Source organism: Flavobacterium sp. KH_001, from assembly GCF_057840745.1.
The window spans coordinates 3,089,379-3,115,735 of sequence record NZ_CM174520.1; the positions used below are offsets into that span (position 1 = coordinate 3,089,379).

Genomic DNA, 26,357 nt, shown 5'->3' on the forward strand with positions numbered 1-26,357 from the left:
TATGGAAATGGAACAGTTTTATTACGACAACAAAATTGTAAAAAAATTCATTTACGCCACTATCCTTTTTGGAGTAGTAGGTATGTTAGTGGGACTGACCCTGGCGGTTATGTACCTTTTTCCCAACATGACTGATGGGATTTCATGGCTGAGTTACGGACGATTAAGACCGTTACATACAAATGCTGTTATTTTTGCCTTTGTAGGTAATGCTTTTTTTGCGGGTCTGTATTACTCTCTTCAGCGATTGTTGAAGGCCAGAATGTTTAGTGACTTTTTGAGTAATTTACATTTTTGGGGCTGGCAGCTCATTATAGTAGCTGCAGCAATAACATTACCATTAGGATATACTTCTTCAAAAGAATATGCTGAATTAGAATGGCCAATCGATATTGCCATTGCCTTAATTTGGGTAGTAATGGGGATCAATATGATTGGTACGATGTTGAGAAGACGAGAAAGACATTTGTATGTTGCAATTTGGTTTTATTTAGCCACTTTCGTTACGGTTGCAGTTCTGCATATTTTTAACAATATTGAATTACCTGTTTCAGCTTTAAAAAGTTATTCAGTTTACGCTGGTGTACAGGATGCTTTGGTACAATGGTGGTATGGTCATAATGCAGTTGCATTTTTCTTAACCACTCCGTTTTTAGGATTGATGTATTATTTTATTCCTAAGGTAGCAAATCGTCCAATCTATTCTTACAGACTATCTATTATTCACTTTTGGTCTCTGATATTTATTTATATCTGGGCTGGTCCTCACCACTTATTATATTCAGCTCTGCCAAACTGGGCTCAGAATTTAGGTGTTGTATTTTCAATAATGCTTATTGCTCCATCTTGGGGAGGTATGATTAACGGACTTTTAACGTTGAGAGGTGCCTGGGATAAAGTTCGTGAAGAACCAGTTTTAAAATTCTTTGTTGTGGCGATTACCGGTTACGGGATGGCGACTTTTGAAGGTCCAATGCTTTCTTTTAAGAATGTAAATGCTATAGCGCATTATACAGACTGGATTATTGCACACGTACACGTCGGAGCATTGGCGTGGAACGGATTTATGTCTTTTGGTATTATTTACTGGTTGATTCCAAGAATGACAAAAAGTACTTTGTTTTCAACGAAATTAGCCAACTTCCACTTCTGGATTGGAACGTTAGGAATTATTTTATATGCATTACCAATGTACGTGGCAGGTTTTCAACAAGCATCAATGTGGAAACAATTTAATCCGGATGGAACCTTAACTTATGGTAACTTTCTTGAAACTGTTACAGCGATCATGCCTTTGTATTGGATGAGAGCAATAGGAGGTACTTTATATCTGGTTGGAATGTTGACATTGGTTTACAATATTATAATGACAGTCATAGCAGGTCAAACTATTGAAGACGAATTAGCTCAGGCTCCAGCTTTACAGAGAATAAGCAGTAATAGACTTAATGGCGAAAAATTCCATACCTGGTTAGAAAGAAAACCAATTCAGTTAACCATTCTGGCGACAGTTGCCATTTTAATTGGAGGTGTTATTCAAATTGTGCCAACGATTATGGTTAAATCTAACATTCCAACCATTTCAAGTGTAAAACCCTATTCTCCTTTAGAACTTGAAGGACGTGATTTATACATTAGAGAAGGTTGTGTAGGTTGTCATTCTCAGTCAGTTCGTCCGTTTAGAAGCGAAGTGGAACGTTATGGACCACAATCGAAGGCTGGTGAATTTGTGTATGATCACCCATTTTTATGGGGATCAAAACGTACTGGTCCGGACTTATTAAGAGTCGGTGGAAAATACAATGATAACTGGCATTTTAACCACTTTTGGAATCCACAGAGTACTTCTGCAGGTTCGATTATGCCAGGTTATAAATGGTTATTCGATAACAAGGCAATGGATGTTTCATTGACTCAAAAGAAAATGCAGGCTATGGTTTCACTTGGTGTTCCTTATACAGCAGATGAAGTTGCAAATGCTCAAAAAACTTTGAGAAAGCAGGCTTTAACAATAGAGAAGAGTTTAGAAAACGATCCTGATTTTGTGAAAAGTTATCAGGACAGTAAGAACAAGGCAGCTGCGAAAGGGGAGAAGTTTGTTCCAATGAATGAAAGAGAAATTGTTGCTCTTATTGCTTATATACAAAGACTTGGAACAGATATTAAAGTAAAAGAAACGGCTAAAAAATAAAATCATGTTTGAACAGATAAAACACAATATGGAGAATATATCGGGTATAGAAATTTACCCGATTCTGTCTCTCTTAATTTTCTTTTTCTTTTTTGTGGGATTAGGCTTTTGGGTATTCTCCTATCAAAAGGATAAAATTAAAGAAATGAGTGAAATTCCTTTAAATGAAGGACTTGGTCTAACTTCAAAAGATAAATAAGATGAAAAAGTTTTTCCCGGCATATGTAAGAGTACCATTGTTTTTTTTCATTGGTTTTGCTTTGATGGAATATTGTATAGATTCTGGAGATAAGCCAGCTTTTATAAAGTATCCGATGGTTTCTGTTTTTTTGTTTGTTTTTCTGTTTATTTTGATTGCTATCGAAATTACATTAAATGCTGTTAATCGTGTCATGTACCAATTGTTGACACCTGAAGAAAAAGCAAAATTGGATTACGAAAATAGTCTGAGTTTACAGGAAAGCACTTGGTTTAAAGACTTAATGCAAAAGCTTACGAAAACGCAACCTATTGAAAAAGAAGGAGAATTGTTATTGCATCATGATTATGACGGAATTAAAGAATTAGATAACAATTTACCGCCATGGTGGGTATATTTATTTTACATCACTATTATTTTCAGTGTTGTTTATCTTGCCCGTTTCGAAATTTTTGGAGCTGATGATCAGGAAATGGAGCTTAAAAAAGAAATGGCACAGGCAAAAATTGATGTGGACGAGTATTTAAAAACTGCTCCGGATTTAATGGACGAAAAAACAGTTGTTTTGCTTACTGATAAAGAAAGTCTGGAAGCCGGTAAAGAAATTTTCACAACGAATTGCGCTGCATGCCACAGAGCAGATGGAGGTGGACAGATTGGTCCCAATTTAACAGACGCTCATTGGATTTTAGGTGGAGGCATTAAAGAAATTTTTCATACGATAACGAATGGTGGACGTGATGGTAAAGGAATGGTTTCCTGGAAAACCAATGGAATGAAACCAAAAGAAATTCAAAAGGTAGCCAGTTATATTTTGTCTTTGCAGGGAAGCAATCCTAAAGATCCAAAAGCTCCGGAAGGAGAAATTTGGATAGATGAAAGTGCTCCTAAAAAAGATGCCACAATTAAAACAACAGATAGTACAGAAGTTAAAAAATAAGAATCATGTCAAATTTACCAGACGAAGCTTTTAGAGATACCATTGGAACTATTGATGAAGGCGGTAATCGAAAATTTATTTTTCCTAAGAAGCCGTCTGGTAAGTTCTATGATTATCGAAAAATTGTCAGTTATGTTTTATTGGCCATTTTAATTGCAAATCCGTTTATAAAAGTAAATGGCAACCAATTTATGATGTTCAATGTTTTGGAACGTCGTTTTAATATTTTTGGGTTCCCTTTTTGGCCACAGGACTTTTATCTTTTTGTAATATCAATGCTTGTCGGTGTTGTTTTTGTGATTTTATTTACTGTTGTCTTCGGTCGAATATTTTGTGGTTGGATTTGCCCCCAGACTATTTTTTTAGAAATGGTTTTTCGCAGAATTGAATATTGGATAGATGGCGACCGTGGTGCACAATCACGTTTAGCGCGTCAGGAATGGAATGCTGAGAAAATCCGAAAAAGACTTATTAAATGGACCATCTTTTTTCTGATTTCTTTTGGTATAGCTAATGTCTTTTTAGCGTATTTAGTTGGTAGTGATGCATTGTTTTTAATGATTGAAGAAGGACCAGTTAAGCAGTCCAGCAATTTTATAGCACTTCTGATTTTTACTAGTGTTTTCTATTTTGTTTTTGTTTGGTTCAGGGAACAGGTTTGTATAATAGCTTGTCCTTATGGCAGATTACAAGGTGTACTTTTAGATAATAAATCTATTAATGTCGCTTACGATTTTGTCCGCGGAGAAAAGGAAGAAGGACGTGCCAAGTATAATAAAAAAGAAGATAGAGCCATAACAGGAAAAGGAGATTGTATTGATTGCCATCAATGTGTTCATGTCTGTCCAATGGGAATTGACATTAGAAACGGAACGCAGTTAGAATGCACCAATTGCACCGCTTGTATTGATGAATGCGACACCATAATGGAAACAGTAGGTTTGCCTAAAGGTCTTATTCGTTATGCTTCTGAAGATGAAATAGCTAAGAAAGAGCCTTTCAAATTTACAGCCAGAATGAAAGGTTATACAGCTGTCTTATTCATATTATTAAGTGTTTTTGTTGGTATGTTATTTTTACGGACTAATGTTGAAGCTATTATTCTGCGTTTGCCAGGTCAATTATTTCAGCATAAGGGAGATAAGATAAGTAATGTTTATACTTATAAAATTGTAAACAAAACAATGAAGGATTATAATGACATTCACTTTGAATTGATTGACCAGAAAGGTGAAATTAAAAATGTTGGAAAAGAACATTTTAAAATTCAAAAAGAAGGTATTTCTCAAGGAACTTTATTTATAGAAATTAATGAAGTGCTTTTGGAAAGCGATAAAACCACAGTTAAAATTGGCGTTTACAATGGCAAGGAATTGCTTGAAACTACTACAACAAATTTTTTAGGTCCACGAAGTTTTAATTAAAAATAATACCACCATGAAAATAAATTGGGGAACCGGAATTGTCATTGCGTTTGCACTATTCATGTCTTTTATATTATACTTTGTATTCGAGGTACAATCTAACAGTAAATATGACAATGATTTAGTTGTTGAAGAATATTATAAACATGATTCACACTTTCAGGAGGAAATGGCGCGTATTCAAAATGCGCACGATTTGCAGCAAAAACCTTCAATTGTGTTTAGTGAGGAAGGCTTAAAAGTTTCTTTTCCTGCGAACTTTGAAAATGATAAAATAAAAGGAAATATTTTGTTGTATCGTCCTTCAAATAAGAAGTTTGATTTTAATACTCAAATAGCGGTAATTAACTCAGCATTGCTAATTCCAAAAGATAAATTGGTAAAAGGCCGTTGGGATGTTAATATGGAATGGCAGTATAACGGAACAAAGTATTTAACTAAAGAGGTTATTTACGTAAATTAAGTACACATGTTATATTCTGCATTTATATTAGGTTTAATCAGTAGTTTGCATTGTATTGGAATGTGCGGTCCAATAGCTATGATGTTGCCTGTAGATCATCAGAATGAAGCTAAAAAAGTCACTCAAATTGTGACTTATCATTTAGGCCGATTAACTGCTTATGCAACAATCGGATTGATTTTTGGATTATTAGGAAGAGGTTTTTTTCTGGCCGGACTGCAACAAAATATGTCAATTTTTATTGGCGTGGCGATGATAATAGTTGTTTTGATTCCGGAGAAAATTTTTTCGAGATATAATTTTTCAAAACCTGTTTATAAAATCATTTCAAAAATTAAATCAAGTTTGGGAAATCAATTTAAAAATAGAAGTTATAAATCTCTTTTTACAATTGGATTATTAAATGGGTTTTTGCCATGCGGAATGGTTTACGTTGCTTTATTTGGAGCAATCGCTATGCAGAGTGCTGGTTTTGGTGTTTTGTATATGTTATTGTTCGGATTAGGAACTATGCCATTAATGACTATTGTAGTTTACATTCATACTTTAATAAAATTACCCTTTCGAAATAAAATTCAAAAAGCTATTCCGTATGTTACCGTCATTATTGGAGTTTTATTTATCCTTAGAGGCTTAGGTTTAGGAATTCCTTACGTTTCTCCTTCTAACATGAGTTTGTTTGTTCAGGGAACTCCTAATTGCCATTAAACGGTCATTGAAAAGAGATTTGTTTCCGGTGATTTTCTTTTCAGATGTAAATCAAAAGCCATACATATATTTCGGACAAATGGTTTTCCTGCTTCTGTAATTGTAATTTTATTTTCGTCAATTACAATCAAGTTATCTTTTTCCAGCTCTCTTAAATCAGAAATTACATTTCCAAGATCATCAAAATAAAGACTTTCTTTTGCCCATGAAGTTTCAAATTCGCAAGTTAAGTTTAGAATGTGTTTTCGGATAATCAAATCTTCCTCATTTAGAATGTGTCCCTTTACAATAGGCAATTTATCCCATTCTAATAATTGGTAATAATCTTCTAAGTTTTTGGTATTTTGTGCAAAACTGTACCAGCTATCACTAATAGAGGAAACTCCTAAACCAATCATTAGTTGTGTTTTTGAAGCACTATAGCCCATAAAATTTCTATGTAAACCTTTGTTTTTAGATGCTTTGTATAAACTATCAGATTCTAAGGCAAAATGATCCATTCCAATTTCGTGATAACCGTTTTTAGAAAGCAGTTTTTTTCCAATTTCGTAAAGTTTTCTTTTTTCAGCGTCTTTTGGAAGATTCTCTTCGTTGAATCCGCGTTGTCCATTTCCTTTAATCCAGGGCACGTGTGCATAGCTATAAAAGGCTAGTCGGTCTGGTTTTAAGGAATTTGTTTTTTCGACAGTATCAACAACATCTTCGATAGTTTGAAATGGAAGGCCAAATATTATATCATGACCGATAGAGGTATACCCAATTTCTTTAGCCCAAAAAGTTACTTTTGCTACATTATGAAAAGGTTGAATTCGATGAATTGCTTTCTGCACTTTTTCTGCGTAATCCTGAACACCAAAACTTACTCGGCGAAAGCCCAAATCATATAATTTTTGAAGTTGTTCGTAGGTAGTATTGTTAGGATGTCCTTCAAAACTAAATTCATGTTTATTTGCTTTATTGGCGAAAGTAAAAATGCCATTGATAAGATGTTCCAGGTTGTTTTTTGAGAAAAATGTTGGAGTTCCGCCACCTAAATGTATTTCTTTAATAAAAGGTTTTTCAGGTAACAATTTGCAGTATAAGCTCCATTCTTTTAAGAGTGCCTTTATATAGTCTTCCTCTACAGAATGATTTTTGGTTATCCTTTTATTGCAACCGCAAAAGGTACACATGCTCTCGCAAAAAGGGAGATGAATATATAAACTGATTCCGTTTTGAGAATTGCTTTCTGAGAAGGCTTTTTGAAAGGATGCTTTCCATTTTTGTTCTGAAAATTCGGCTTCATTCCAATAGGGAACTGTTGGATAGCTAGTGTATCTTGGACCTGGAACATTGTACTTCTGAATCAGTGAAATTTTCATAAAAAAGTATTTTGGATTATCAAAATTACTTCTTCATACCTGTATATAAAATGATAAATGTCATACTTGAAGGCATAAAAAAAAAGAGACTCAAATGAGCCTCTTCCCTGAATTAAATAACTAACACTAAATAGAATCCTGAATGATTTTAAGCCATTTTTTTGCAAACATATGATCTTGGTACGCGCTAATTTGTTTGATGCGATCGTCGTCAAAATCATAGAATGGAATCGTAATTTTTTTAGAAGTTTCTCTTTCCTGAAATTCAAAATCAATTTTGAGAATAGTATCCGAATTTCCATCGGTAGTCAAAATTAATTTACAGGATGAAACTGATTTTAAATCAACAAATGTCGATTCTTGCTGATTTGGATTAAAATTCATTAAAATGAATCTTCTATGCTTTTGGTCTATAGTCAGCGTTTTGTTGCTTTGTGACTCGGTTAAATCAAAATCTTCCGGATGAGTAGGATTAAATTTCTTTTTAATATTGAGAATTTTTGATTTGTTTGCAGCGCTCGTTCTTGCAGAAAAATATACCGGAATGGCTACTATGATTGCAATCACAATACCAATAATGGTTACACTTGTTTCCATGTTTTTGAATTTGATAAATAATATGAAATAGTAAACTGTTTTCAGAAAGAAAACGTTTCGATTGTTTGAGAAGAAATAAATTCTTCTAACTAAATGTCAATGTATTTATCTACCAAAAAAAATGGAAAGGGTAGAGCAGTAATAAGACTTTTTTACTCTGAGTAGAGAATTGATTTGCAAAGTTAGATGCTGTTTTAACAACTTGATGCTGTGGAATAACTACAAGTAAAGAATCAAACCATTTAATGATAGCAGGATGGTTTGTCTTAATATTTGCAGCAAACTGATAACTTGCCTGCGGCTGTATAAAAGCCAGTGAATCGGCGTAATCTTTAGAGAAATTGGAATCTGTTTTTTGACTTTCGATTTTTTGCATAACGACATTGCTTTCTTGCGATGCAAAAAAGGCAAGGATCAAAAGTGATGCAAAAATAACAGTTTTACGAATCCAATTCATGTTTGCGAATTTAGTTCATAAAACACAATTAAAGAAATTTAGAATGCTAATTACTTCTTAAAACCAGCTTTATTTTTTTATCCTCAACTTTTATTGAGATAAGTTGAGGATAAAAGCTATATTATTGCTGCATTTTGAAATAATAATCAGCGGAGTGTTTTCCTCCTCCATAAAATAAGAAAAAGATACAAAGTAATAGTACAACTATTGCTAAGATCAAACTTTCAGAATGCATACGTCCCATAAAATTTACAAGGATTGCACCAAAAAGTATAGGTAATTGGGCTGCAATTGCCCAGCGGGTCAGTAACCCAAAAACAATCATTATTCCTCCAATCATGTGGGCTGGTGCGATGTAATGCAAAAGAAACATTCCGCCTCCATATTGATCAATGGGAGAAATTAAATCATGTAAATATTGAGCATTGGTTACAAATGAAACTCCTTTCATAAATAAAAAAACACCCAACACAATACGTACTAAATCTACGGGTAAATAAGTGTGCGAATTTGCCCATTTATTCAAACTTTTTACATTTTCCATGATACTACGTGATTTAAAATAATATACTAAGTTACTAATTTTTAGTGATATATTTATTTTTAAGTAGCTGGAAATAAGTTTTTTACTTTTAATTTAATGTATTTTGAGAATTCCTAAATGACACTACACCTGAATAACGCCTAAATTGAATGCTTTTTTAATTGGAGCATGATTTGCTGCTTCAATACCCATCGAAATCCACGTACGGGTATCTAAAGGATCAATAATGGCATCTGTCCATAATCTTGAGGCAGCATAATAGGGTGAAGTTTGTTCGTCGTAACGCGCTTTTATTTTGTTAAATAGCTCCGTTTCCTTGGCCTCATCTATGATTTCTCCTTTTGCTTTAAGAGATGATGCTTCTATTTGAGCTAATACTTTCGCAGCCTGCGTTCCACCCATTACAGCAAGTTCGGCACTTGGCCATGCAAAAATAAGTCTTGGATCATACGCTTTTCCGCACATTGCATAATTTCCTGCTCCATAAGAATTACCGACGATGACAGTGAATTTTGGCACTACAGAATTACTAACTGCATTTACCATTTTAGCGCCATCTTTAATGATTCCGCCATGCTCAGATTTTGATCCTACCATAAAGCCGGTAACATCTTGTAAAAAAACTAAAGGAATTTTCTTTTGATTGCAGTTTGCAATAAAACGAGTTGCTTTATCAGCACTGTCAGAATAGATAACACCACCAAACTGCATTTCGCCTTTTTTGGTCTTTACTACTTTTCTTTGGTTGGCCACAATTCCTACTGCCCAGCCATCAATTCTCGCGTAACCTGTAATTATGGTTTGACCATAACCATCTTTGTATGCTTCAAATTCGGAATTATCAACTAAACGATTGATAATTTCCATCATGTCATATTGTTCGTTTCGGGCCTTTGGTAGAATTCCGTAAATATCTTTTGGTTCTAAAGCAGGTTTTTCAGCTTTAATTCGGCTGTATCCGGCTTTATCAAAATCGCCAATTTTATCTACGATATTTTTTATTTTATCTAAAGCATCTTTATCGTCTTTTGCCTTATAATCTGTAACTCCTGAAATTTCACAATGAGTTGTAGCTCCTCCTAAAGTTTCGTTATCTATAGTTTCGCCAATAGCAGCTTTTACCAAATAACTTCCGGCAAGGAAAATACTTCCGGTTTTGTCAACAATTAAAGCTTCATCACTCATAATAGGCAGATAAGCTCCTCCGGCAACACAACTTCCCATAACGGCTGCAATTTGAGTAATTCCCATGCTGCTCATTTGGGCATTATTTCTAAAGATTCTTCCGAAATGTTCTTTGTCTGGAAAAATTTCATCTTGCAACGGCAAATAAACACCTGCACTGTCCACTAAATAGATAATTGGCAATCTGTTTTCCATGGCAATTTCCTGTGCGCGCAGATTTTTCTTTCCTGTGATAGGGAACCAGGCTCCCGCTTTTACAGTAGCATCATTAGCGACAACAATACATTGTTTGCCTCTTACATATCCTATTTTTATCACAACTCCACCAGAAGGGCATCCACCATGCTCAGCATACATTCCTTCACCAACAAAACCGCCTATTTCTATACTTTTAGAATTTTCATCTAATAAATAATCAATACGCTCGCGCGCTGTCATTTTACCTTCGGCATGAAGTTTTTGAATACGTTTTTCGCCTCCGCCTAATTTTACTTTGGCAAATTTTTGTTTTAATTCAGAAAGTAATAGTTTATTGTGATCTTCGTTTTTATTGAAGTTTAAATCCATAAGAAATTGATGTTTTTACAAAATACTGTTGGCTAATTTACAAAATCAATTGAAAATAACCAGAATATTCAAACTATCTTTAAAGCTAAGTTTTTTATTATTTCAAAATGGCTTATAAAAAGAAAAACCAGAAGATAGCTTCTGGTTTTGTATAGTATTGAGTTTGCTTTATTTTTTAGAATCGCAAACCATTCGTTTTAAGATTGCCCATTGTTTTAATGCATCACGAGCTTCCACAGCAGGATATCCTAACATTGTTTTTCCTGCAGGAATATCGCAAGTTACACCTGAACCTGCTCCAACAATAGCACCGTCACCAATAGTAGTATGATCTTTTATAGAAGCACTTCCACCAATTATAACGCCATTCCCTAATGTTACAGAACCTGCAAGGCCACTGTTTCCAGCCATAATACAAAATTTACCTAAAGTACTGTTATGGCCAATTTGAACTAAATTATCAATTTTACAGCCATCTCCAAGTATTGTAGAACTGAATTTACCTCGGTCAACACAAGTGTTTGCGCCAATTTCAACTCCGTTTCCGATAATTACGTTTCCGATTTGTGGAATTTTCACTAAGCCTTTTTCTTTACAAGGACGAAATCCAAAACCGTCTGCACCAATAGTTGCATTTGGATGGATAATACAATCGCTTCCAATATGACAACGCTCACGAACAACCGTTCCTGACCAGATAACCGTATTTTTTCCGATAGTACATTCATCTAAAATAGTCACATTTGGGTAGATAGTTGCATTTGCACCGATTTCTACTTTTGGCCCAATATAACATCCGGCACCAATTCTGGCTCCTTCGCCAATAATAGCAGTTTCATCAACTGTTGCCGTTTTGTGAATATTGGTATGAAAAACTGGCGTAGGAGGAGCAAAAAGAGCTAAAATTTGAGACATAGCCAAATCAGCATTTTTTACTTTAATAAAAGCACGGTTTTCTCCCGGTTCGATTGAAATATCTTCATTAACAACCGCAATAGATGCATTTGAAGCCGACCAGTATTTTTCATATTTTTTGTTTCCTATAAACGAAATTTCTGAAGTTGTTGCTTTTTCTAATTGCTCTGTTGCAGTTATACTTTGAGAAGTAGTGCCGTAAATTACGCCATTGATCACTTCGTTAATTTCTTGAATTGAATAGGATTTCATTTAATGAATTTAATTGATTTAGGGGTTAATTTTTGCCAAATAAAATCAATTAGATTCTAATTACCTAATATTTTTTTTGTGTTTATTGAAATATATTTAAAATAATAGTTTAAATATTACAAAATTAACACTTTAGGTATTAATTTGTTGAAACTATTCTAATTTGCTGAGGATGTGGTATAATTGACTTTTTCAATGAGAATGAGTTAGAAAAAGTAATTTTTCTTATTATAAATTTTATTTATTGTATTGATAAGTAGTGGCTTACACTTTTTTTGTTAATTGTTTTCTTATCGAAAATAAGAAAGCGATTCTTTTAAAGGAATCGCTTTTATGAATTTTATTCTTTTATTTTGGATAACGAAATGGCATTAATACAATATCTTAATCCGCTTGGTTCTGGTCCATCAGGAAAAACGTGGCCGAGATGTGCATCACAGGTATTGCAAACCACTTCAACCCGTATCATTCCGTATGATTTATCAGCATGATAGGCAATAGCATTTTCTTTGATTGGTTGTGTAAATGAAGGCCAGCCTGTTCCCGATTCAAATTTTTCTGAAGCATCAAAAAGTAAAGTACCACAACATTTACATTCGTAGATTCCAGGATCAAATAAACTGCAAAGCTCAGAGCTAAAAGATCTTTCGGTACCTTTTAAGCGTGTTACCTGATATTCTTCAGGAGTTAAGATCTGTTTCCATTCGTCTTCTGTTTTTTCCACTCTTTTTTCAGGAGTTGGATTTCCTTTATTTGTATAGCGAATAATATCTGCCCACTTTATCATAACTTATCTTTTAGTTTCAGGTTTCAAGTTTTTAGTCACTGTTACTAAAAACTGCGACTGAATACTTTAATTATTCCTCTTCCTTTTGTCCCATCATCATTAAAAATGCTTTTAAGAATGGGTCAATATTCCCGTTCATTACGCCATCAACATCGCTGGTTTCATAACCGGTACGAACATCTTTAACTAATTTATAAGGTTGCATAACATAATTACGGATTTGCGAACCCCATTCGATTTTCATTTTTCCGGCTTCGATATCAGCGCGTTGTGCTTGCTGTTTCTTCAACTCGATTTCATACAATTGAGAACGCAACATTTGCATGGCACGCTGTCTATTGTCTTGTTGCGATCGTGTCTCAGAACACTGAATCTGAATTCCGGTTGGTTTGTGCACCAATTGTACTTTAGTCTCTACCTTATTTACGTTTTGTCCTCCGGCACCACTAGAGCGTGAAGTTGTAATCTCGATATCAGCAGGATTAATGTCAATTTCGATACTGTCATCAACAAGTGGATAAACATAAACCGATACAAACGAAGTATGGCGTTTTGCATTACTGTCAAAAGGTGAAATTCGAACCAAACGATGTACTCCGTTTTCTCCTTTTAAGTAACCAAAAGAATAATCTCCTTCAAACTCTAAAGTTACGGTTTTAATACCGGCAACCTCGCCTTCCTGAAAGTTTAATTCTTTTATTTTGTAGCCATAGCTTTCGCCCCACATCATATACATACGCATTAGCATTCCGGCCCAGTCACAACTTTCGGTTCCACCGGCTCCGGCAGTAATTTGAACAACAGCACTTAAACTATCACCTTCATCAGAAAGCATGTTTTTGAACTCGATGTTTTCAATATGATCCTGCGTTGTTTTATAATGCTCGTCTAATTCTTCTGCAGAAAGTTCTCCTTCCTTATAAAAATCATAAGCAAGCTGAAGTTCATCAGTAAGTTCGATGGCTTTGTTGTAATCTTCGATCCACTTTTTTTTGTTTCGAAGGTTTTTTACAATGACTTCGGCTTCTTTAGCATTGTTCCAAAAGTCGGGAGCAAAGGTTTTTTCTTCCTCGTTGGCAATTTCAATTAGTTTGGCATCAACGTCAAAGATACCTCCTCAACGCACCAAGGCGCTCCACAATACCTTTTATTTGTTCGGTAGTTGTCATAAATTAATAGTAGTTTTATATGTTTTTTATAAATATTACGTTAATTTGGTTGTATGGTAATTTGCTAGTTAAAATTTACTAAAACTTGCCGAGATTAACAAACAGTAATACGTAATTTTGTTGCACAAAAATAAGATATAGTTTTTAGAATATGGAAATAAATTTAATTAGCGATACCATAACAAAGCCTACCCACGAAATGTTGCAGTATATGTTCAATGCCCAGGTTGGGGATGATGTATACAAACAAGATCCAACAGTTATCGAATTAGAGGCCAGAGTAGCTGAATTTTTTGGTATGGAAGCGGGACTGTTTTTTCCTTCTGGAACTATGGCAAACCAAACCGCAATTAAATTACACACACAGCCTGGCGAACAGTTGATTGCTGATAAATATGCACACGTCTATCATTATGAAGGAGGAGGAGTTTCCTTTAACAGCGGCGTTTCTTGTTGTTTGTTAGACGGAGACAGAGGGATGATAAATGCAACTCAGGTTGCTGCAGCAATTAATGACCCTGAATTTTATCATAGTCCGTTAACGAGTTTGGTTTGTGTAGAAAACACAACCAATAAGGGAGGTGGAGCTTGTTACGAATTAGAAGATTTAAGAGAAATAAAAAAAGTTTGTGATGCTAATAGTTTGAAATTCCATTTAGATGGAGCCCGAATTTGGAATGCCTTAGTTGCTAAAAGGCAAAACCCGAAAGAATTTGGGGCTATTTTCGATACTATTTCAGTTTGTTTATCAAAAGGATTAGGTGCTCCAATAGGATCTATATTATTAGGAAGTAAAGCTGATATCCGTAGAGCGTTGAGAATCAGAAAGATACTAGGGGGAGGAATGCGTCAGGTTGGTTATCTAGCAGCAGCAGGATTATATGCTTTGGCACATAATATTGAAAGATTGGCTGAAGATCATCGAAGAGCCAAAGAGATTGCTGCCGTTTTAAGCACGAAGTCCTGGATTGCGGCAATTGAACCAGTAGAAACTAATATTTTGATTTTTTCTTTAGCTGAAGGGTACAGCGATCAGCTTTTAATAGAGAAATTAAAGCAGAAAAATATTTTAATCAGTGCACTTGGACATAACAAACTCCGAATTGTAACGCATTTAGATTATAAAGAAGTTATGCATACTTATGTAATTGAAACGCTTCAAAAGTTTTAGAAGAGGTGCAAAGAAGCAAAGGTTCAAAGGGACAAAGGTTTTATTCGCATTAGAAAAAAAACTTTGTCCCTGTGAATCTTTTTTAAACCTTTGAATCTTATTTAAAAAGATTGTCCATCCCAGGAATCATTGGCATATCCATTTTTGCAACGGCATCCAATTCTCTTTCGTTTACGTTTGTTGCTTTTTCGATAGCTTTATTTAATGTTACAATTAAGTAATCTTCCAGTTGTTCTTTATCTTCTAATAAAGAGTCATCAATAGAGATTGATGTAACTTTTCTATTAGCAGTTAACGTCACTTTCAATAATCCGTCAGCGCTTTGTTCATCAATTAAAACAGTATCTAAACGCTTTTTTGTATCTTCAATTTTTTGTTGGGTTTCTTTAAGCTTACCCATCATTCCCATTAAATCCATTTTGTTGATTTTTAAATTATTTCAGACAAAATTAGTATATTGCTGTATTATATCAATACAATATTTTATGAAAAAATTAATTCTGTTCTATTGTGTTTATAGTATTTTTGCCCTGTCTTATATAAAAATTAATGCTCAATCAATGCAAAACGATATATCGGCTCCACAGGCCAAAGTAATTCCAAAAAACTTAAAAAAACATAAAGAAACCCGAATCGATAATTATTTTTGGCTCAATGACAGAGAAAATTCAGAGGTTATTGATTATCTAAATCAAGAGAATGCCTATTATCAAAATATGACTTCACATACAAAGGAGTTACAAGAATCTTTGTATGAGGAGATGAAGGGCAGAATTAAAGAAGATGATTCATCTGTTCCTTATTTTTATAATGGTTATTATTATATTACCCGATTTGAAACGGGACAGGATTATCCAATTTTTTCAAGAAAAAAAGGAAGTCTTTCTGCAGAAGAAGAAATTATGTTCAATTGCAATGAAATGGCAAAAGGGCATGCTTACTTTAAATTGGGAGGTTTAAGTATTAGTCCGGATAACAAATTTGCAAGTTTTGGACTTGATCTTGTTGGTAGAAGAATTTACACCATTCAGATTAAAAATTTAGAGACAAATGAAATTCTGGCTGATAAAATTGAAAATGCAACTGGAGGATCTGTTTGGGCAAATGACAATAAAACTATTTTTTATGTCAAACAAGATGAAGTTACTTTAAGATCTGATAAGGTTTTTAGGCATAAAATTAACAGTGATTCTGCAACTGATGTTTTGGTTTTTGATGAAACTGATGACACTTTTAATGTTTCAATCAGTAAAGAAAAATCTAGAAAATATATTGTAATTGGTTCAGGAAGTACTTTAACGACTGAATACAGAATTTTGAATTCAGATAATCCAGATGGGGAATTTGAAGTTTTTCAACCTCGTGTACGTGGCCTGGAATATAGTATTTCGCATTATGAAGACTCGTTTTATATTCTAACGAATAAAGATAAGGCCACCAACTTTAAGTTGATGAAAACGCCTGAAAATAAAACAGCAAAAAAATATTGGGTAGATCTTATTCCGCACCGTGAAGATGTTTTATTGGAAGATATTGAAATCTTTAAAAATTACTTAGTTGTAGAAGAACGTTCAAACGGATTAAATCATATCCGAATCATGCCGTGGAATGGTGAACCGGATTATTATTTGCCTTTTGGAAGTGAAACCTATAATGCTTATACCACAACGAATATTGATTTTGATACTGATGTTTTGCGTTACAGTTACCAATCACTTGCAACGCCATCATCGGTAATTGATTTTAATATGAAAACCCAAACCAAAGAAATCTTAAAAGAACAACAGGTATTGGGTGGAAAATTTGATAAAGAAAACTACATCGAAGAGAGAGTTTGGGCGACGGCAAGAGATGGTGTTAAGGTGCCAATTTCGATGATTTATCGTAAAGGATTAGAAAAAAACGGTAAAAATCCGTTATTGCTTTACGCCTATGGTTCTTATGGGATAACTATGGATGCGTATTTTTCTTCAACACGACTTTCTTTGTTAGACCGCGGTTTTGTTTATGCCATCGCTCATATTAGAGGAGGAGAGGATTTGGGAAGACAATGGTATGAAGACGGAAAACTGTTAAAAAAGAAAAATACCTTTACAGATTTCATCGATTGCTCTAAATTTGTAATTAACGAAAAATTTACTTCTGCGGAACATTTGTATGCAGAAGGAGGATCTGCAGGAGGACTTTTGATGGGTGTTATAGTAAATGAGGCTCCGCAATTGTATAATGGAGTGATAGCTCAGGTTCCTTTTGTAGATGTTATTACAACAATGCTTGACGATAGTATTCCGCTGACAACCGGAGAATATGATGAATGGGGAAACCCAAACAATAAGAAATATTATGATTATATGTTATCCTATTCACCATATGATAATGTAAAAGCACAAAAATATCCTAACATGTATGTTTCCACAGGATTGCACGATTCACAAGTGCAGTATTGGGAGCCTGCAAAATGGGTCGCCAAGTTGAGAACTATGAAAACAAATGATAATTTATTGTTTTTAGACACCAATATGGATGCTGGACATGGTGGCGCTTCAGGAAGATTTGAAGCTTTAAAAGACTTAGCAAAAGAATTTAGTTTTTTATTAGATTTAGAAAAAATTAAAAGCTAATTAGAAATTTTTTGTTAAATTTGCAACCTATCGGGGTTATTTTAAAATGCCTTCGATTAACTATTTTTTTATGAAAGAAGAAATAAATGCTTATAATAATGTTTTAGAGTTAATAGGTAACACCCCACTTATTAAACTAAATAAAATCACCGAAGAGTTAGAAGGAAATTTCTACGCAAAGGTAGAAGCTTTTAATCCGGGTCATTCCTCAAAAGATAGAATAGCGTTATATATTATTGAAGAAGCCGAGAAAAAAGGAATCCTTTCTCCTGGAGATACGATCATCGAAACTACATCTGGTAATACTGGTTTTAGTTTGGCAATGGTCAGCATTATTAAAGGTTACAACTGTATTTTGGCAGTAAGTTCAAAATCATCAAAAGACAAAATTGACATGTTGAGAAGTTTAGGAGCAAAAGTTTATGTTTGCCCTGCTCACGTTTCAGCTGATGATGAAAGATCTTACTATAATGTTGCCAAACGTTTACACGAAGAAACTAAAGGTTCAGTTTACATCAATCAATACTTTAATCAGTTGAATATTGATGCACATTATAACACTACAGGTCCTGAAATTTGGGAACAGACAAAGGGACAAATAACACACCTTGTTGCTTGTAGCGGAACTGGAGGAACAATCTCAGGAACAGCTAAATTCTTAAAAGAGCAAAATCCAAATATTAGAATCTTAGGTGTAGATGCGTTTGGATCGGTATTGAAGAAATACCACGAAACAAGAGAATTTGATAACAAAGAAATTTACCCTTACCGTATTGAAGGATTAGGTAAAAACTTAATTCCATCTGCTACAGATTTTGATATTATTGATAAATTCATGAAAGTAACCGACGAAGAAAGTGCGCACTCGGCAAGAGAGATCACTCGTAAAGAAGGTTTATTTGTTGGATATACTTCTGGAGCTGTAATGCAAGCCATCAAGCAATATGCCGAGGAGGGTGAGTTTACAAAAGACAGTAATATTATTGCTATTTTTCCTGATCACGGTTCTCGATATATGAGTAAAGTCTTTAGTGATGACTGGATGAATGAACAAGGATTCTTTGATAGTATTAATGAAGAAGAAGTTCAAAAAATTGAATTTGTAAAATAAGAAGAAAAAGTCTTAACAATATAAAACTCCGAATATTTAATTATTCGGAGTTTTTTTGTTTTAAGAAGTGCACTTTAGAAAAAAAAACGGATCATGCGCAAAAGTTGGGGATTAGGCAAAAAGATTCGATAATCTAAATAAGAAGAAGTCTATATTTCTTACTCCTCTAAATTGGCTTCTAAATGCTTTTATTTTTGCATTAAAGGATTCTGCCGAAGCATTTGTACTTCTGTTATCAAAATAGTTTAAGATTGACTGGTAATTAAAAGTTATGGTATTGAGTAAAATATTAAAGTTTTTAAAGCCCGACTCCTCAACATTTCTATACCAATGAGCCAGTTTGGTCATCGCAATGTGTTTGTCATTGTTATTATTGTAAATCCCTCGAAGTTGTTGATTTAGATTATATGCTGTTTTTATATCGGGATATAATTCAAAGAGCATTTGCGCTCTTTCTTGTTGATTCAGTGTCCATTTTTCACGAGATTTGTATAGCAGATACCTACTTCTTGCCAATAGTTGTTTGACAGAATCTCCGTTAGATAAAAGCTTAGGGATATAGACTTTATTCTCTCTTTTTGCCAGCACTATCAATTGATTATCAGCATCCATAGCTTCCCATCGATATTTGATTCTCATCTCTTGTAAGGCTTCCAGTGCTAACTTTTGAACATGGAACCTATCGGTAACTTGTATGGCTTTGGAGAAGCATCTCTTTGATATCAGTTTCATAGAATTAGCCATATCAAGCGTTATTTCTTGTACAGAAGATCTTTTTTTATAATCTATTTTGCTAATGTGTTCTATGACCTGTTCTGCCTTTGTTCCAGCAATAATAGCCACCAAGGAGCCTTTTTTACCTTTGAATTTCTTGTTGGTCACAATGGTGTAAAGCTCTCCCTGAGACAAAGCTACTTCATCAATTGATAAATGTGTACCCATATTCTCAGGGTAAAGAATCCACTGATGAGCATGTTCACGTGGAGCCCAAGCAGTGAAGGAACTCAGATGCTTTTTATATTGTCTTTGAAGTTTTTTACCGTTAACGCCGAAGAAGCCTCCAATGGTGTGACAATCAGTAGCACTGTTATCTATTAATTTCTTTTAAAAAAGCCGCAAACTCTTGAGTCATGCGGGTTCCCTTGGCTACTAAATTCCAATCTCTTTTAATAATTTCTCCTGTTTTTTTATTTGTCCAACGACGTCTTTTAATATGCAGATACACATACTTACCTCTCAGGGGAAAGTCCTGAATAGTAATCTCATCTTGAAAACCCTTTGATACCAGTTCAAATAAACTAAATTCTTGTGGAGGATTAATTTTCTCTTCAAAATACAAGTGTAATATCTCTTCTGTATTAGTAGAAGAAACTACTTCAAAATGATGTACTAAAAAATCAGGAAGCATAAATTTTAAAAGCTCTATCGGGGTCATCTTAAATTCTTAGATTGCAAATTTCTCATTTTATTTTGACATTTCATCCCCAAGCTTTGTTCTTGATCCAAAAAAACAGGTTTGTTGTATTAGTAAATGTTTCTTAAAAACTTATGAATACCGTATTTATACGTAAGAAATTTTAATTTTTCATGAGTTAAATTTATTATTTTAATATTATCTCTAAAAGTATAAGTAAAGGTAATTAACTGTTTAAAATAATCAATTTTGGTTATTTAAACGATTATTTAGGTTCTTTGTCGGGAAAATTTCCGACTAAAAACTTAAAAATATAGATTAGAGGTGTTAAAATGACACAATGTTATTTTACACCCTAAATCTACTACAATGAAAAAAATACTGCTAACATTAATGTTTGTAAGTTTTTTGAGTGTAAATGCTCAAAATCCAATACAAGAGTTCGATTTTAATGGAACTTTGGTTAATACTAAAAATACAACTTCATTTATGGGAACAAACAACTTTGTTGTCGATAGAAATGGAGTTGCAAATAGTGCTCAGCGTTTAGTTAATAAAGGTATGGAGGCTATTATAGCCGATCTTCCTCAAGATAATAAAGCGCGTACAGTTACAATTTGGGTAAAACTTAATGATATTGCATCGGCAAATTATATTTGGGGTTATGGAACTGCTTACAATGCCCAATATTGTGGTTTGTTACAGCAAGGTACAGCTTCTTCTAATTCTGATCTAAGTTTAGCTGGTTGGGGAGCTTCAAATGATGTTATTGTTTCAATCCCCTTAGTAAAAAATACCTGGTATCATTACAGCATCACTTTTGACGGAACAGTTTCTAAAATATATCGCGACGGACAATTATTAAAATCGGTGAGTGGAATATCCCGATCGACCAAAGGAAATATTTTCAGATTGGGTGAGATTAACACAACAGTTGGTATAAATGCTGATATTGACGATTTAAAGATATATAATGTTGTAATGACAGATGAGCAGATTTTAGATCAGTATAATAGCTCTAAGCCATTGATTGTTGCTGAAGAACCGATAGTAGCTTCAAAAGCTGGAAAAACTATAGAAAAAGCAAAAGTTGTTACAAAGGCAAAGACATCAAATGCAATTATTGCAACCAGTGATGTAAATGGTGTGACGAAAAATATTGAGGTGTACTCTCAGGGACAAAAAATAGTTGGCGACAGTGCAGTGAGTATTAACGATTTGCCGGAAGGGACTTATTTATTAAAAATTACAAATAAGCCTGCGAACAAGATAACTTCAAAATAAAATTTGGTTTATAAAGATAGTTAGTTAGTTTTTTTGTGTTAGTAGAATTAAATTTTTTGAATAGTGGAAGAAGCCTTTTAAAGTTGGATTTTAAAAGGCTTTTTTGTTTTGTTAGTGTTTTTTCTGTTGTCCAGGTGCGTAAGCTTTTGCGCTTTTACTTCCAGACATTTTTTTAGCTTGTCCCGGTGGAACTTTACCTGAACTATGGCTGTGTGTATTAACACTACAGCTTATTACGCTAATAACTACAAACAGAATAACCATAATGATTACGGCAACTTTTGTGTATTTTGATGTTTTCATATTTTCTTTTATTATTATTTTGAGGAGCCACAAATATAATAGTTAATATGAACTTTCATAATTCTGTATTTTAGTTTAAAATCATTATAAACAATGTATAATTTCAAACTTAAAATTGTTCGGAAGTGTATTGTTTTTTTTGAAATGGTAAACTAGTTTTAAAGAAAGAGATTGTTTTGTAAAAATGTTTTTACAAATATTGGGTTTTGTTATTCTGAAAAATATTATTTTCTTTATTTTAGTGAGAATACCGTATTTATACGTGATATAAGTTTGTAAAATTGAATTAAATTTATAGTTTTAACAAAATTTATAAAAGTATAAGTAAATGTAATGAGCAGCTTTTAAGTATCAATTTTGATTATTTAAAAGGGTTTTGATTTAATTTATTAAATTTTTACTAGCTATATTATTATATAGAAGTATGTTGTTGAGATACACTTTTCTAAATGCCTAAAATCCATAAATATGAAGAAACTATTACTCACTGTAATGTTTGTAAGCTTTTTTAATAGTAACGCCCAAAATCCGGTTCAGGAGTTCAACTTCAACGGGACATTAAGTAGCAAAGATAATACGATTTCGCTTTTAGGAATACCGAATTTTGTAAATGACAGAATGGGAGTTGCTAAAGGAGCACAGCGACTTACTAATAAGGCTTTACAAGGTGTAGTAGGGGATCTTCCGCAAGAAAACAAACCAAGATCAATATCTGTTTGGGTAAAGTTTAATAATATTGCGTCGGTCAATTATATTTTGGGGTATGGCAGTACAGTGAATACACAGTACTTTGGTTTATTGCAACAAGCTCCTGTTGCCGGCAATTCAGATCTAAGTTTGGTGGGTTGGGGTGATACAAGTAATATTGTAGTTTCAGTTCCGCTTCAAAAAGAAATTTGGTACCAATATAGCATCACTTACGATGGTACCACTTCTAAAATATACCGTAATGGCGAATTGTTACAATCAGCAGACGGAATTCAACGCTTAACTAAAGGTTATATCCTTAAATTGGGGCAATTAAATGCTGCAGTTAGTATCAATGCCGATATAGATGATCTTAAAATATATAATGTTGCCATGACAGGCGAGCAGGTTATGGAATCTTACAACAGTTCGAAACCAGCTACACAACCTGAAGCTATTTCAGCTTCAAATACAGTAAAAAAAGTTACTGCTATTGCCACCTCAAAAACAACAACATCAGCAAAAACATCAGCTGAGATAAATACAGGTTTAAAAACTGTTGAGGTTTTCTCGCAAGGAAGAAAAATAACAGGGACCAATGCGTCTAATATTGGTGATTTACCAGAAGGAACTTATTTGATTAAGGTGACGAATAATCCGGCAAAGAAATAAACTTGTAACGGCACCAAAACAATAAAGCCCTGAAATAAGATTCCAGGGCTTTTTGCTATTTATAAAAAGAAAATATTACTCTTCTTTCATCGTATGATAAACGTTCATCACATCATCATCTTCTTCAATTTTCTCAATTAGTTTTTCAACATCAGCAATTTGAGCTTCTGTCAATTCTTTAGTGATTTGTGGAATACGCTCAAAACCAGAAGATAAAATTTCAAGGCCTCTGTTTTCTAATTCTTTTTGTAAAGCTCCAAAGCTTCCAAAAGGAGCATAGATCAAGATTCCGTCTTCGTCTTCAAAAACTTCTTCAGCACCAAAATCAATAAGTTCCAATTCTAATTCTTCCGGATCAAGATTACCTTTTGCAATTCTGAAGTTACAAGTATGGTCGAACATAAACTCTACAGAACCCTGAGTTCCCATAGTTCCGTTGCACTTGTTGAAATAACTACGAATGTTAGCTACCGTTCTGTTATTGTTGTCAGATGCTGTTTCAATCAAAATCGCGATTCCGTGAGGAGCATATCCTTCAAACAAAATTTCTTTATAGTTGGCAGTATCTTTATTACTTGCATTTTTTATCGCGCGCTCCACATTGTCCTTAGGCATGTTGGCCGCTTTCGCATTTTGTATAACAGCTCTTAATCTAGAATTGGCATCAGGGTTAGGTCCGCCTTCTTTAACAGCCATAACGATGTCTTTACCAATTCTGGTAAATGTTTTGGCCATTGCTGACCAACGTTTCATTTTTCTTCCTTTTCTAAATTCGAACGCTCTTCCCATTTCTAATTTTTAGTTTTGTGATGCAAAAATACGGTTATTCCTTATTTTTCCAAAATCAATCGTATTCTTTTTTGGAGATAGTTAGAAGTTAGGTGTTAAATGTTTTTTTGTTTCAGGTTTCAGGTTTCAAGTTTCACGTTGTTGGAATCTATAAATGAAAATTCCGTTCGTAAAACGAACGGAATTTTTTATGTGAGAAACCTGAAACCTGAAACCTGAAACCTGAAACCTGAAACCTGAAACCTGAAACCTGAAACCTGAAACCTGAAACCTGAAACCTGAAACCTGAAACCTGAAACCTGAAACCTGAAACCTGAAACCTGAAACCTGAAACCTGAAACCTGAAACCTGAAACCTGAAACCTATTTAGAAGCATTAAACTCCGTAATAATATTCACCGCTTCATTCAGATAAGGATTTGTTTTTAGATTATCGATCTGGTATTGGTTTATTGTTTTTTCTGTGGGATAAACACCTAGTAAAAATTGATTTACAGTTGAATTATAAACGTCTAAAGGATTGTTTTCGTCGTTAAAGGTGTTAATCTCTTTCCAAAGTGAATTCACTAATTTTTTCTGATTAAAAACAGCATCGATTGTCATCGGAATTTCTGATTTTGGAGTGTTAACCAATTGATCAATTTTTAAATTGATTTTTTTTACGTCGTTAAAAAAATAGTTATCCGCCAAACGCGTTGTGCTATTTTGGGCAAGTTTATCAATTAAAGGACGTTTTACAAAAGGTTTGTATTTTAAAAACGGCTGGATACTATCATTTTTAATAGCAGTCGGAAAATCGCTTTCCTTTTGGTAAACACCTTCATAAAATTCAGGCACTATAACATCCGGCTTAACTCCAATATATTGATGACTTTTTCCAGTTACTCTGTAGAATTTATTAATAGTGATTTTCAAAAAATCAGTGTTTTTTTCTTCATCAAGCGAAAGAATAGTCTGCATTGTAGCTTTGCCAAGTGTAGTGCTGCCAAGTATTAAAGCGCGATTGTAATCTTGCAATATAGAGGAAAAAAATTCGCTTGCAGAGGCTGTATTGCTATTCACCAGCACTACAATTGGGCCTTTGTAAATCATACCTCTGTAAGGATCATTAATTACAGAGGTGCCTTGTTTGTTGTCTATTACAATCGAAAGCGGACCATAATCAACAAACATTCCTGCTAATTTAATAGCTTCTTCCATAGATCCACCGCCATTGTCAATTAAATCAATTACAAGGCCTTTTATATTGTCGCGGTCTAGCTTTATTACTTCTCGGGCAACATCATCCGCACAGCCTTTTCTGCTGTTACCATCTAAATCAGCATAAAAACTCGGAATCTTGATATAGCCAATTTTACTTTCTTTGCCTACAATAAAACTGAAAACCGAATTTTCCTCATCTTTCATGACTTGTTTTTCGATATAAACGTCAAAACTTTTGCCTGAATTTCTTTTTAGTGTAAGCGTAATACTTTTATTAGATTCTGATAAAATCATTGTAGAAATAGATTCCAGAGAAGCACAAGAAACCTGTAGTGTATCTTTATGGTTAGTGATAGAAACAATTTGATCGCCTTTTTTTATTTGACCCGTTTTAAATGCCGGACCGTTTGGATCTATTTCATCAATAATAATTTCGTTTTTCTCGTTCAGATTAACGGTCATTCCAAGTGATAAATGTTCTTTTGACAAAGAAGCAACAAAACTCGATTTTGAATCATCACTAAAATAAGCCGTATGTGGATCAAAATAAGTACAAAAGAAGTTGTATATCCTCTCTTCCAGTTTTGTATTGGTCTCTAAGAGTGTGTTAAAACGACAAATTTCATTGGTTAAAATAGTGGTTCTTGAAGCAAGCTCAATCGATTTGAAGTTCGCTTTAATAGAATCCAGATTATCGCTGGTTTCAGCAATATCATCTAAAATCTGATAACGCAATTTCTTAAGCCACACTTTCTCTAAATCTTCTTTCTTAAGATAAAAAGGAAACGATTTTTTATAAAACCGAATCGTATCTTTCTTAGTATAATCAATAGTTTCAGCCTGAATTTTTTCTAGTACAGCTTTAGTTCTGCGTAATCCGTCTTTGTATTTGTTAGAAATATCATCTGCAAAATTACAATCACCCTCCATGATCATATCATCTAAACTAACACGATATTTTTTAGCTAACTCATCGTATTCAGTCTTAAAAAAAATATTTCTTGAGGGATCCAGTTCATTAATAAGATTATCAAATACAAAAATGGATAAACTGTCATCTACTGGTTTTGGCTTAATATGCTCCGTCTGAATGAGTCGATTTATCTTGTATAAGATTTCGCATGTTGCCGCGCTATTTTGACTAAATAGTGCATTTGTAGTCATCAAAAAAAATAATAGTATTTTTTTCATAAATCGAAAGTCTTCGTTTAGCTTAAAATTACGCTTATTTTTTTGATTAAAAGTTATATTTTTTCTAAAATATCTTACATTTGATCGATTTGTTTTCGGTGAAATGCACAGAAATTTGACATAAAAAAATGCATTACTTTTTGAGTAATGCAT

The 26,357-nt window shown here is 33.7% G+C and carries 26 protein-coding genes; 11 read left to right on the forward strand and 15 right to left on the reverse strand.

What is annotated here, in order from left to right:
- Nucleotide 1: 1 nt before the first annotated feature.
- Genes ccoN through AC3ITQ_RS13400 form a run of 6 tightly spaced genes read left to right on the forward strand, consistent with a single transcriptional unit; the run spans nucleotide 2 to nucleotide 5,925 of the window.
- Complete coding sequence (gene ccoN / locus AC3ITQ_RS13375) at nucleotides 2-2,191, forward strand: cytochrome-c oxidase, cbb3-type subunit I (RefSeq protein WP_489234705.1); 2,190 nt, start codon at nucleotides 2-4, stop codon at nucleotides 2,189-2,191.
- A 4-nt stretch (nucleotides 2,192-2,195) separates the two neighbouring features.
- Nucleotides 2,196-2,390, forward strand: coding sequence for a CcoQ/FixQ family Cbb3-type cytochrome c oxidase assembly chaperone (locus AC3ITQ_RS13380; protein WP_489234706.1), 195 nt, complete (start codon nucleotides 2,196-2,198; stop codon nucleotides 2,388-2,390).
- Nucleotide 2,391: 1 nt separating this feature from the next.
- Nucleotides 2,392-3,330, forward strand: a complete 939-nt coding sequence (locus tag AC3ITQ_RS13385; protein ID WP_489234707.1) for a cbb3-type cytochrome c oxidase N-terminal domain-containing protein — start codon at nucleotides 2,392-2,394, stop codon at nucleotides 3,328-3,330.
- 5 nt (nucleotides 3,331-3,335) lie between these two features.
- A complete protein-coding gene (gene ccoG / locus AC3ITQ_RS13390) occupies nucleotides 3,336-4,754 on the forward strand; it encodes a cytochrome c oxidase accessory protein CcoG (protein ID WP_489234708.1) in 1,419 nt (472 codons plus the stop codon).
- A gap of 13 nt (nucleotides 4,755-4,767) precedes the next feature.
- The gene (locus AC3ITQ_RS13395) at nucleotides 4,768-5,217 is read left to right on the forward strand and encodes a FixH family protein (RefSeq protein ID WP_489234709.1); all 450 of its coding nucleotides are present in this window, start codon (nucleotides 4,768-4,770) and stop codon (nucleotides 5,215-5,217) included.
- 6 nt (nucleotides 5,218-5,223) lie between these two features.
- The gene (locus AC3ITQ_RS13400; protein ID WP_489234710.1) at nucleotides 5,224-5,925 is read left to right on the forward strand and encodes a sulfite exporter TauE/SafE family protein; all 702 of its coding nucleotides are present in this window, start codon (nucleotides 5,224-5,226) and stop codon (nucleotides 5,923-5,925) included.
- Here the strand turns inward: AC3ITQ_RS13400 and hemN are convergent.
- The 8 genes from hemN to prfB all read right to left on the reverse strand — a co-directional run bounded on the left by hemN (nucleotide 5,922) and on the right by prfB (nucleotide 13,759).
- On the reverse strand, nucleotides 5,922-7,286 hold the full coding sequence (hemN, locus tag AC3ITQ_RS13405; RefSeq protein ID WP_489234711.1) for an oxygen-independent coproporphyrinogen III oxidase: 1,365 nt from the start codon (nucleotides 7,284-7,286) through the stop codon (nucleotides 5,922-5,924). The two genes, AC3ITQ_RS13400 and hemN, sit on opposite strands and share 4 nt — an antisense overlap.
- A 126-nt stretch (nucleotides 7,287-7,412) precedes the next feature.
- Nucleotides 7,413-7,883 carry a hypothetical protein gene (locus AC3ITQ_RS13410; RefSeq protein ID WP_489234712.1) on the reverse strand — a complete coding sequence of 157 codons (471 nt, stop codon included), beginning with the start codon at nucleotides 7,881-7,883 and terminating at the stop codon, nucleotides 7,413-7,415.
- A gap of 109 nt (nucleotides 7,884-7,992) precedes the next feature.
- Nucleotides 7,993-8,340 carry a hypothetical protein gene (locus tag AC3ITQ_RS13415; protein WP_489234713.1) on the reverse strand — a complete coding sequence of 116 codons (348 nt, stop codon included), beginning with the start codon at nucleotides 8,338-8,340 and terminating at the stop codon, nucleotides 7,993-7,995.
- A 121-nt stretch (nucleotides 8,341-8,461) separates the two neighbouring features.
- A complete protein-coding gene (locus AC3ITQ_RS13420; protein WP_489234714.1) occupies nucleotides 8,462-8,884 on the reverse strand; it encodes a DoxX family protein in 423 nt (140 codons plus the stop codon).
- A gap of 123 nt (nucleotides 8,885-9,007) precedes the next feature.
- Nucleotides 9,008-10,636 (reverse strand): acyl-CoA carboxylase subunit beta, encoded by a 1,629-nt coding sequence (locus tag AC3ITQ_RS13425; RefSeq protein ID WP_489234715.1) that lies wholly within the window; start codon nucleotides 10,634-10,636, stop codon nucleotides 9,008-9,010.
- 168 nt (nucleotides 10,637-10,804) lie between these two features.
- Nucleotides 10,805-11,803 (reverse strand): UDP-3-O-(3-hydroxymyristoyl)glucosamine N-acyltransferase, encoded by a 999-nt coding sequence (gene lpxD / locus AC3ITQ_RS13430; protein WP_489234716.1) that lies wholly within the window; start codon nucleotides 11,801-11,803, stop codon nucleotides 10,805-10,807.
- Between the two features lie 340 nt (nucleotides 11,804-12,143).
- The gene (gene msrB, locus AC3ITQ_RS13435) at nucleotides 12,144-12,590 is read right to left on the reverse strand and encodes a peptide-methionine (R)-S-oxide reductase MsrB (protein WP_489234717.1); all 447 of its coding nucleotides are present in this window, start codon (nucleotides 12,588-12,590) and stop codon (nucleotides 12,144-12,146) included.
- A 70-nt stretch (nucleotides 12,591-12,660) separates the two neighbouring features.
- Nucleotides 12,661-13,759 (reverse strand): peptide chain release factor 2 gene (gene prfB, locus AC3ITQ_RS13440; protein ID WP_139256999.1). Its coding sequence is split into 2 segments (ribosomal slippage): nucleotides 12,661-13,695 and nucleotides 13,697-13,759, totalling 1,098 coding nucleotides; the frame shifts between segments, so codons are not numbered across the junction.
- Nucleotides 13,760-13,910: 151 nt separating this feature from the next.
- Here prfB and AC3ITQ_RS13445 point away from each other — a divergent pair.
- A complete protein-coding gene (locus tag AC3ITQ_RS13445) occupies nucleotides 13,911-14,930 on the forward strand; it encodes a threonine aldolase family protein (RefSeq protein WP_489234718.1) in 1,020 nt (339 codons plus the stop codon).
- 97 nt (nucleotides 14,931-15,027) lie between these two features.
- Here the strand turns inward: AC3ITQ_RS13445 and AC3ITQ_RS13450 are convergent, their stop codons facing one another.
- Nucleotides 15,028-15,348, reverse strand: coding sequence for a YbaB/EbfC family nucleoid-associated protein (locus tag AC3ITQ_RS13450; RefSeq protein ID WP_026982166.1), 321 nt, complete (start codon nucleotides 15,346-15,348; stop codon nucleotides 15,028-15,030).
- A 67-nt stretch (nucleotides 15,349-15,415) separates the two neighbouring features.
- Between AC3ITQ_RS13450 and AC3ITQ_RS13455 the strand changes: the two genes are divergently transcribed.
- Complete coding sequence (locus AC3ITQ_RS13455) at nucleotides 15,416-17,551, forward strand: S9 family peptidase (protein ID WP_489234719.1); 2,136 nt, start codon at nucleotides 15,416-15,418, stop codon at nucleotides 17,549-17,551.
- 70 nt (nucleotides 17,552-17,621) lie between these two features.
- Entirely contained in the window at nucleotides 17,622-18,662 is a 1,041-nt protein-coding gene (gene capA, locus AC3ITQ_RS13460) for a cysteate synthase (RefSeq protein WP_026982168.1), read from the forward strand.
- A 111-nt stretch (nucleotides 18,663-18,773) separates the two neighbouring features.
- On the opposite strand, the gene AC3ITQ_RS13465 is transcribed toward capA, so the two are convergent.
- Together AC3ITQ_RS13465 and AC3ITQ_RS13470 are read right to left on the reverse strand one after the other, a co-directional pair.
- On the reverse strand, nucleotides 18,774-19,757 hold the full coding sequence (locus AC3ITQ_RS13465; protein WP_489238941.1) for an ISAon1 family transposase: 984 nt from the start codon (nucleotides 19,755-19,757) through the stop codon (nucleotides 18,774-18,776).
- Nucleotides 19,750-20,097 carry an ISAon1 family transposase N-terminal region protein gene (locus AC3ITQ_RS13470; RefSeq protein ID WP_489234720.1) on the reverse strand — a complete coding sequence of 116 codons (348 nt, stop codon included), beginning with the start codon at nucleotides 20,095-20,097 and terminating at the stop codon, nucleotides 19,750-19,752. Before AC3ITQ_RS13470 ends, AC3ITQ_RS13465 begins: the two co-directional genes overlap by 8 nt.
- 348 nt (nucleotides 20,098-20,445) lie before the next feature.
- Here AC3ITQ_RS13470 and AC3ITQ_RS13475 point away from each other — a divergent pair, with 348 nt between their 5' ends.
- Nucleotides 20,446-21,360, forward strand: coding sequence for a LamG domain-containing protein (locus tag AC3ITQ_RS13475; protein WP_489234721.1), 915 nt, complete (start codon nucleotides 20,446-20,448; stop codon nucleotides 21,358-21,360).
- Between the two features lie 111 nt (nucleotides 21,361-21,471).
- Here the strand turns inward: AC3ITQ_RS13475 and AC3ITQ_RS13480 are convergent, their stop codons facing one another.
- Nucleotides 21,472-21,663, reverse strand: a complete 192-nt coding sequence (locus tag AC3ITQ_RS13480; protein ID WP_489234722.1) for a hypothetical protein — start codon at nucleotides 21,661-21,663, stop codon at nucleotides 21,472-21,474.
- 468 nt (nucleotides 21,664-22,131) lie between these two features.
- Here AC3ITQ_RS13480 and AC3ITQ_RS13485 point away from each other — a divergent pair, with 468 nt between their 5' ends.
- Nucleotides 22,132-23,022 (forward strand): LamG domain-containing protein, encoded by an 891-nt coding sequence (locus tag AC3ITQ_RS13485; protein ID WP_489234723.1) that lies wholly within the window; start codon nucleotides 22,132-22,134, stop codon nucleotides 23,020-23,022.
- A 75-nt stretch (nucleotides 23,023-23,097) separates the two neighbouring features.
- Here the strand turns inward: AC3ITQ_RS13485 and AC3ITQ_RS13490 are convergent, their stop codons facing one another.
- The 3 genes from AC3ITQ_RS13490 to AC3ITQ_RS13500 all read right to left on the reverse strand — a co-directional run bounded on the left by AC3ITQ_RS13490 (nucleotide 23,098) and on the right by AC3ITQ_RS13500 (nucleotide 26,204).
- On the reverse strand, nucleotides 23,098-23,811 hold the full coding sequence (locus AC3ITQ_RS13490; protein WP_007811539.1) for a YebC/PmpR family DNA-binding transcriptional regulator: 714 nt from the start codon (nucleotides 23,809-23,811) through the stop codon (nucleotides 23,098-23,100).
- A 148-nt stretch (nucleotides 23,812-23,959) separates the two neighbouring features.
- Nucleotides 23,960-24,187, reverse strand: a complete 228-nt coding sequence (locus AC3ITQ_RS13495) for a hypothetical protein (protein ID WP_489234724.1) — start codon at nucleotides 24,185-24,187, stop codon at nucleotides 23,960-23,962.
- On the reverse strand, nucleotides 24,174-26,204 hold the full coding sequence (locus AC3ITQ_RS13500; RefSeq protein ID WP_489234725.1) for a S41 family peptidase: 2,031 nt from the start codon (nucleotides 26,202-26,204) through the stop codon (nucleotides 24,174-24,176). Before AC3ITQ_RS13500 ends, AC3ITQ_RS13495 begins: the two co-directional genes overlap by 14 nt.
- Between the last annotated feature and the right edge of the window lie 153 nt (nucleotides 26,205-26,357).

What these genes read in the sequence shown, in the direction of transcription:
- ccoN (WP_489234705.1), top strand. Translation starts at nt 2, where the DNA reads ATGGAAATGGAACAGTTTTATTACGACAACAAAATTGTAAAAAAATTC.
- AC3ITQ_RS13380 (WP_489234706.1), top strand. Translation starts at nt 2,196, where the DNA reads ATGTTTGAACAGATAAAACACAATATGGAGAATATATCGGGTATAGAA.
- AC3ITQ_RS13385 (WP_489234707.1), top strand. Translation starts at nt 2,392, where the DNA reads ATGAAAAAGTTTTTCCCGGCATATGTAAGAGTACCATTGTTTTTTTTC.
- ccoG (WP_489234708.1), top strand. Translation starts at nt 3,336, where the DNA reads ATGTCAAATTTACCAGACGAAGCTTTTAGAGATACCATTGGAACTATT.
- AC3ITQ_RS13395 (WP_489234709.1), top strand. Translation starts at nt 4,768, where the DNA reads ATGAAAATAAATTGGGGAACCGGAATTGTCATTGCGTTTGCACTATTC.
- AC3ITQ_RS13400 (WP_489234710.1), top strand. Translation starts at nt 5,224, where the DNA reads ATGTTATATTCTGCATTTATATTAGGTTTAATCAGTAGTTTGCATTGT.
- hemN (WP_489234711.1), bottom strand. Translation starts at nt 7,286, where the DNA reads ATGAAAATTTCACTGATTCAGAAGTACAATGTTCCAGGTCCAAGATAC.
- AC3ITQ_RS13410 (WP_489234712.1), bottom strand. Translation starts at nt 7,883, where the DNA reads ATGGAAACAAGTGTAACCATTATTGGTATTGTGATTGCAATCATAGTA.
- AC3ITQ_RS13415 (WP_489234713.1), bottom strand. Translation starts at nt 8,340, where the DNA reads ATGAATTGGATTCGTAAAACTGTTATTTTTGCATCACTTTTGATCCTT.
- AC3ITQ_RS13420 (WP_489234714.1), bottom strand. Translation starts at nt 8,884, where the DNA reads ATGGAAAATGTAAAAAGTTTGAATAAATGGGCAAATTCGCACACTTAT.
- AC3ITQ_RS13425 (WP_489234715.1), bottom strand. Translation starts at nt 10,636, where the DNA reads ATGGATTTAAACTTCAATAAAAACGAAGATCACAATAAACTATTACTT.
- lpxD (WP_489234716.1), bottom strand. Translation starts at nt 11,803, where the DNA reads ATGAAATCCTATTCAATTCAAGAAATTAACGAAGTGATCAATGGCGTA.
- msrB (WP_489234717.1), bottom strand. Translation starts at nt 12,590, where the DNA reads ATGATAAAGTGGGCAGATATTATTCGCTATACAAATAAAGGAAATCCA.
- AC3ITQ_RS13445 (WP_489234718.1), top strand. Translation starts at nt 13,911, where the DNA reads ATGGAAATAAATTTAATTAGCGATACCATAACAAAGCCTACCCACGAA.
- AC3ITQ_RS13450 (WP_026982166.1), bottom strand. Translation starts at nt 15,348, where the DNA reads ATGGATTTAATGGGAATGATGGGTAAGCTTAAAGAAACCCAACAAAAA.
- AC3ITQ_RS13455 (WP_489234719.1), top strand. Translation starts at nt 15,416, where the DNA reads ATGAAAAAATTAATTCTGTTCTATTGTGTTTATAGTATTTTTGCCCTG.
- capA (WP_026982168.1), top strand. Translation starts at nt 17,622, where the DNA reads ATGAAAGAAGAAATAAATGCTTATAATAATGTTTTAGAGTTAATAGGT.
- AC3ITQ_RS13470 (WP_489234720.1), bottom strand. Translation starts at nt 20,097, where the DNA reads ATGACCCCGATAGAGCTTTTAAAATTTATGCTTCCTGATTTTTTAGTA.
- AC3ITQ_RS13475 (WP_489234721.1), top strand. Translation starts at nt 20,446, where the DNA reads ATGAAAAAAATACTGCTAACATTAATGTTTGTAAGTTTTTTGAGTGTA.
- AC3ITQ_RS13480 (WP_489234722.1), bottom strand. Translation starts at nt 21,663, where the DNA reads ATGAAAACATCAAAATACACAAAAGTTGCCGTAATCATTATGGTTATT.
- AC3ITQ_RS13485 (WP_489234723.1), top strand. Translation starts at nt 22,132, where the DNA reads ATGAAGAAACTATTACTCACTGTAATGTTTGTAAGCTTTTTTAATAGT.
- AC3ITQ_RS13490 (WP_007811539.1), bottom strand. Translation starts at nt 23,811, where the DNA reads ATGGGAAGAGCGTTCGAATTTAGAAAAGGAAGAAAAATGAAACGTTGG.
- AC3ITQ_RS13495 (WP_489234724.1), bottom strand. Translation starts at nt 24,187, where the DNA reads ATGCTTCTAAATAGGTTTCAGGTTTCAGGTTTCAGGTTTCAGGTTTCA.
- AC3ITQ_RS13500 (WP_489234725.1), bottom strand. Translation starts at nt 26,204, where the DNA reads ATGAAAAAAATACTATTATTTTTTTTGATGACTACAAATGCACTATTT.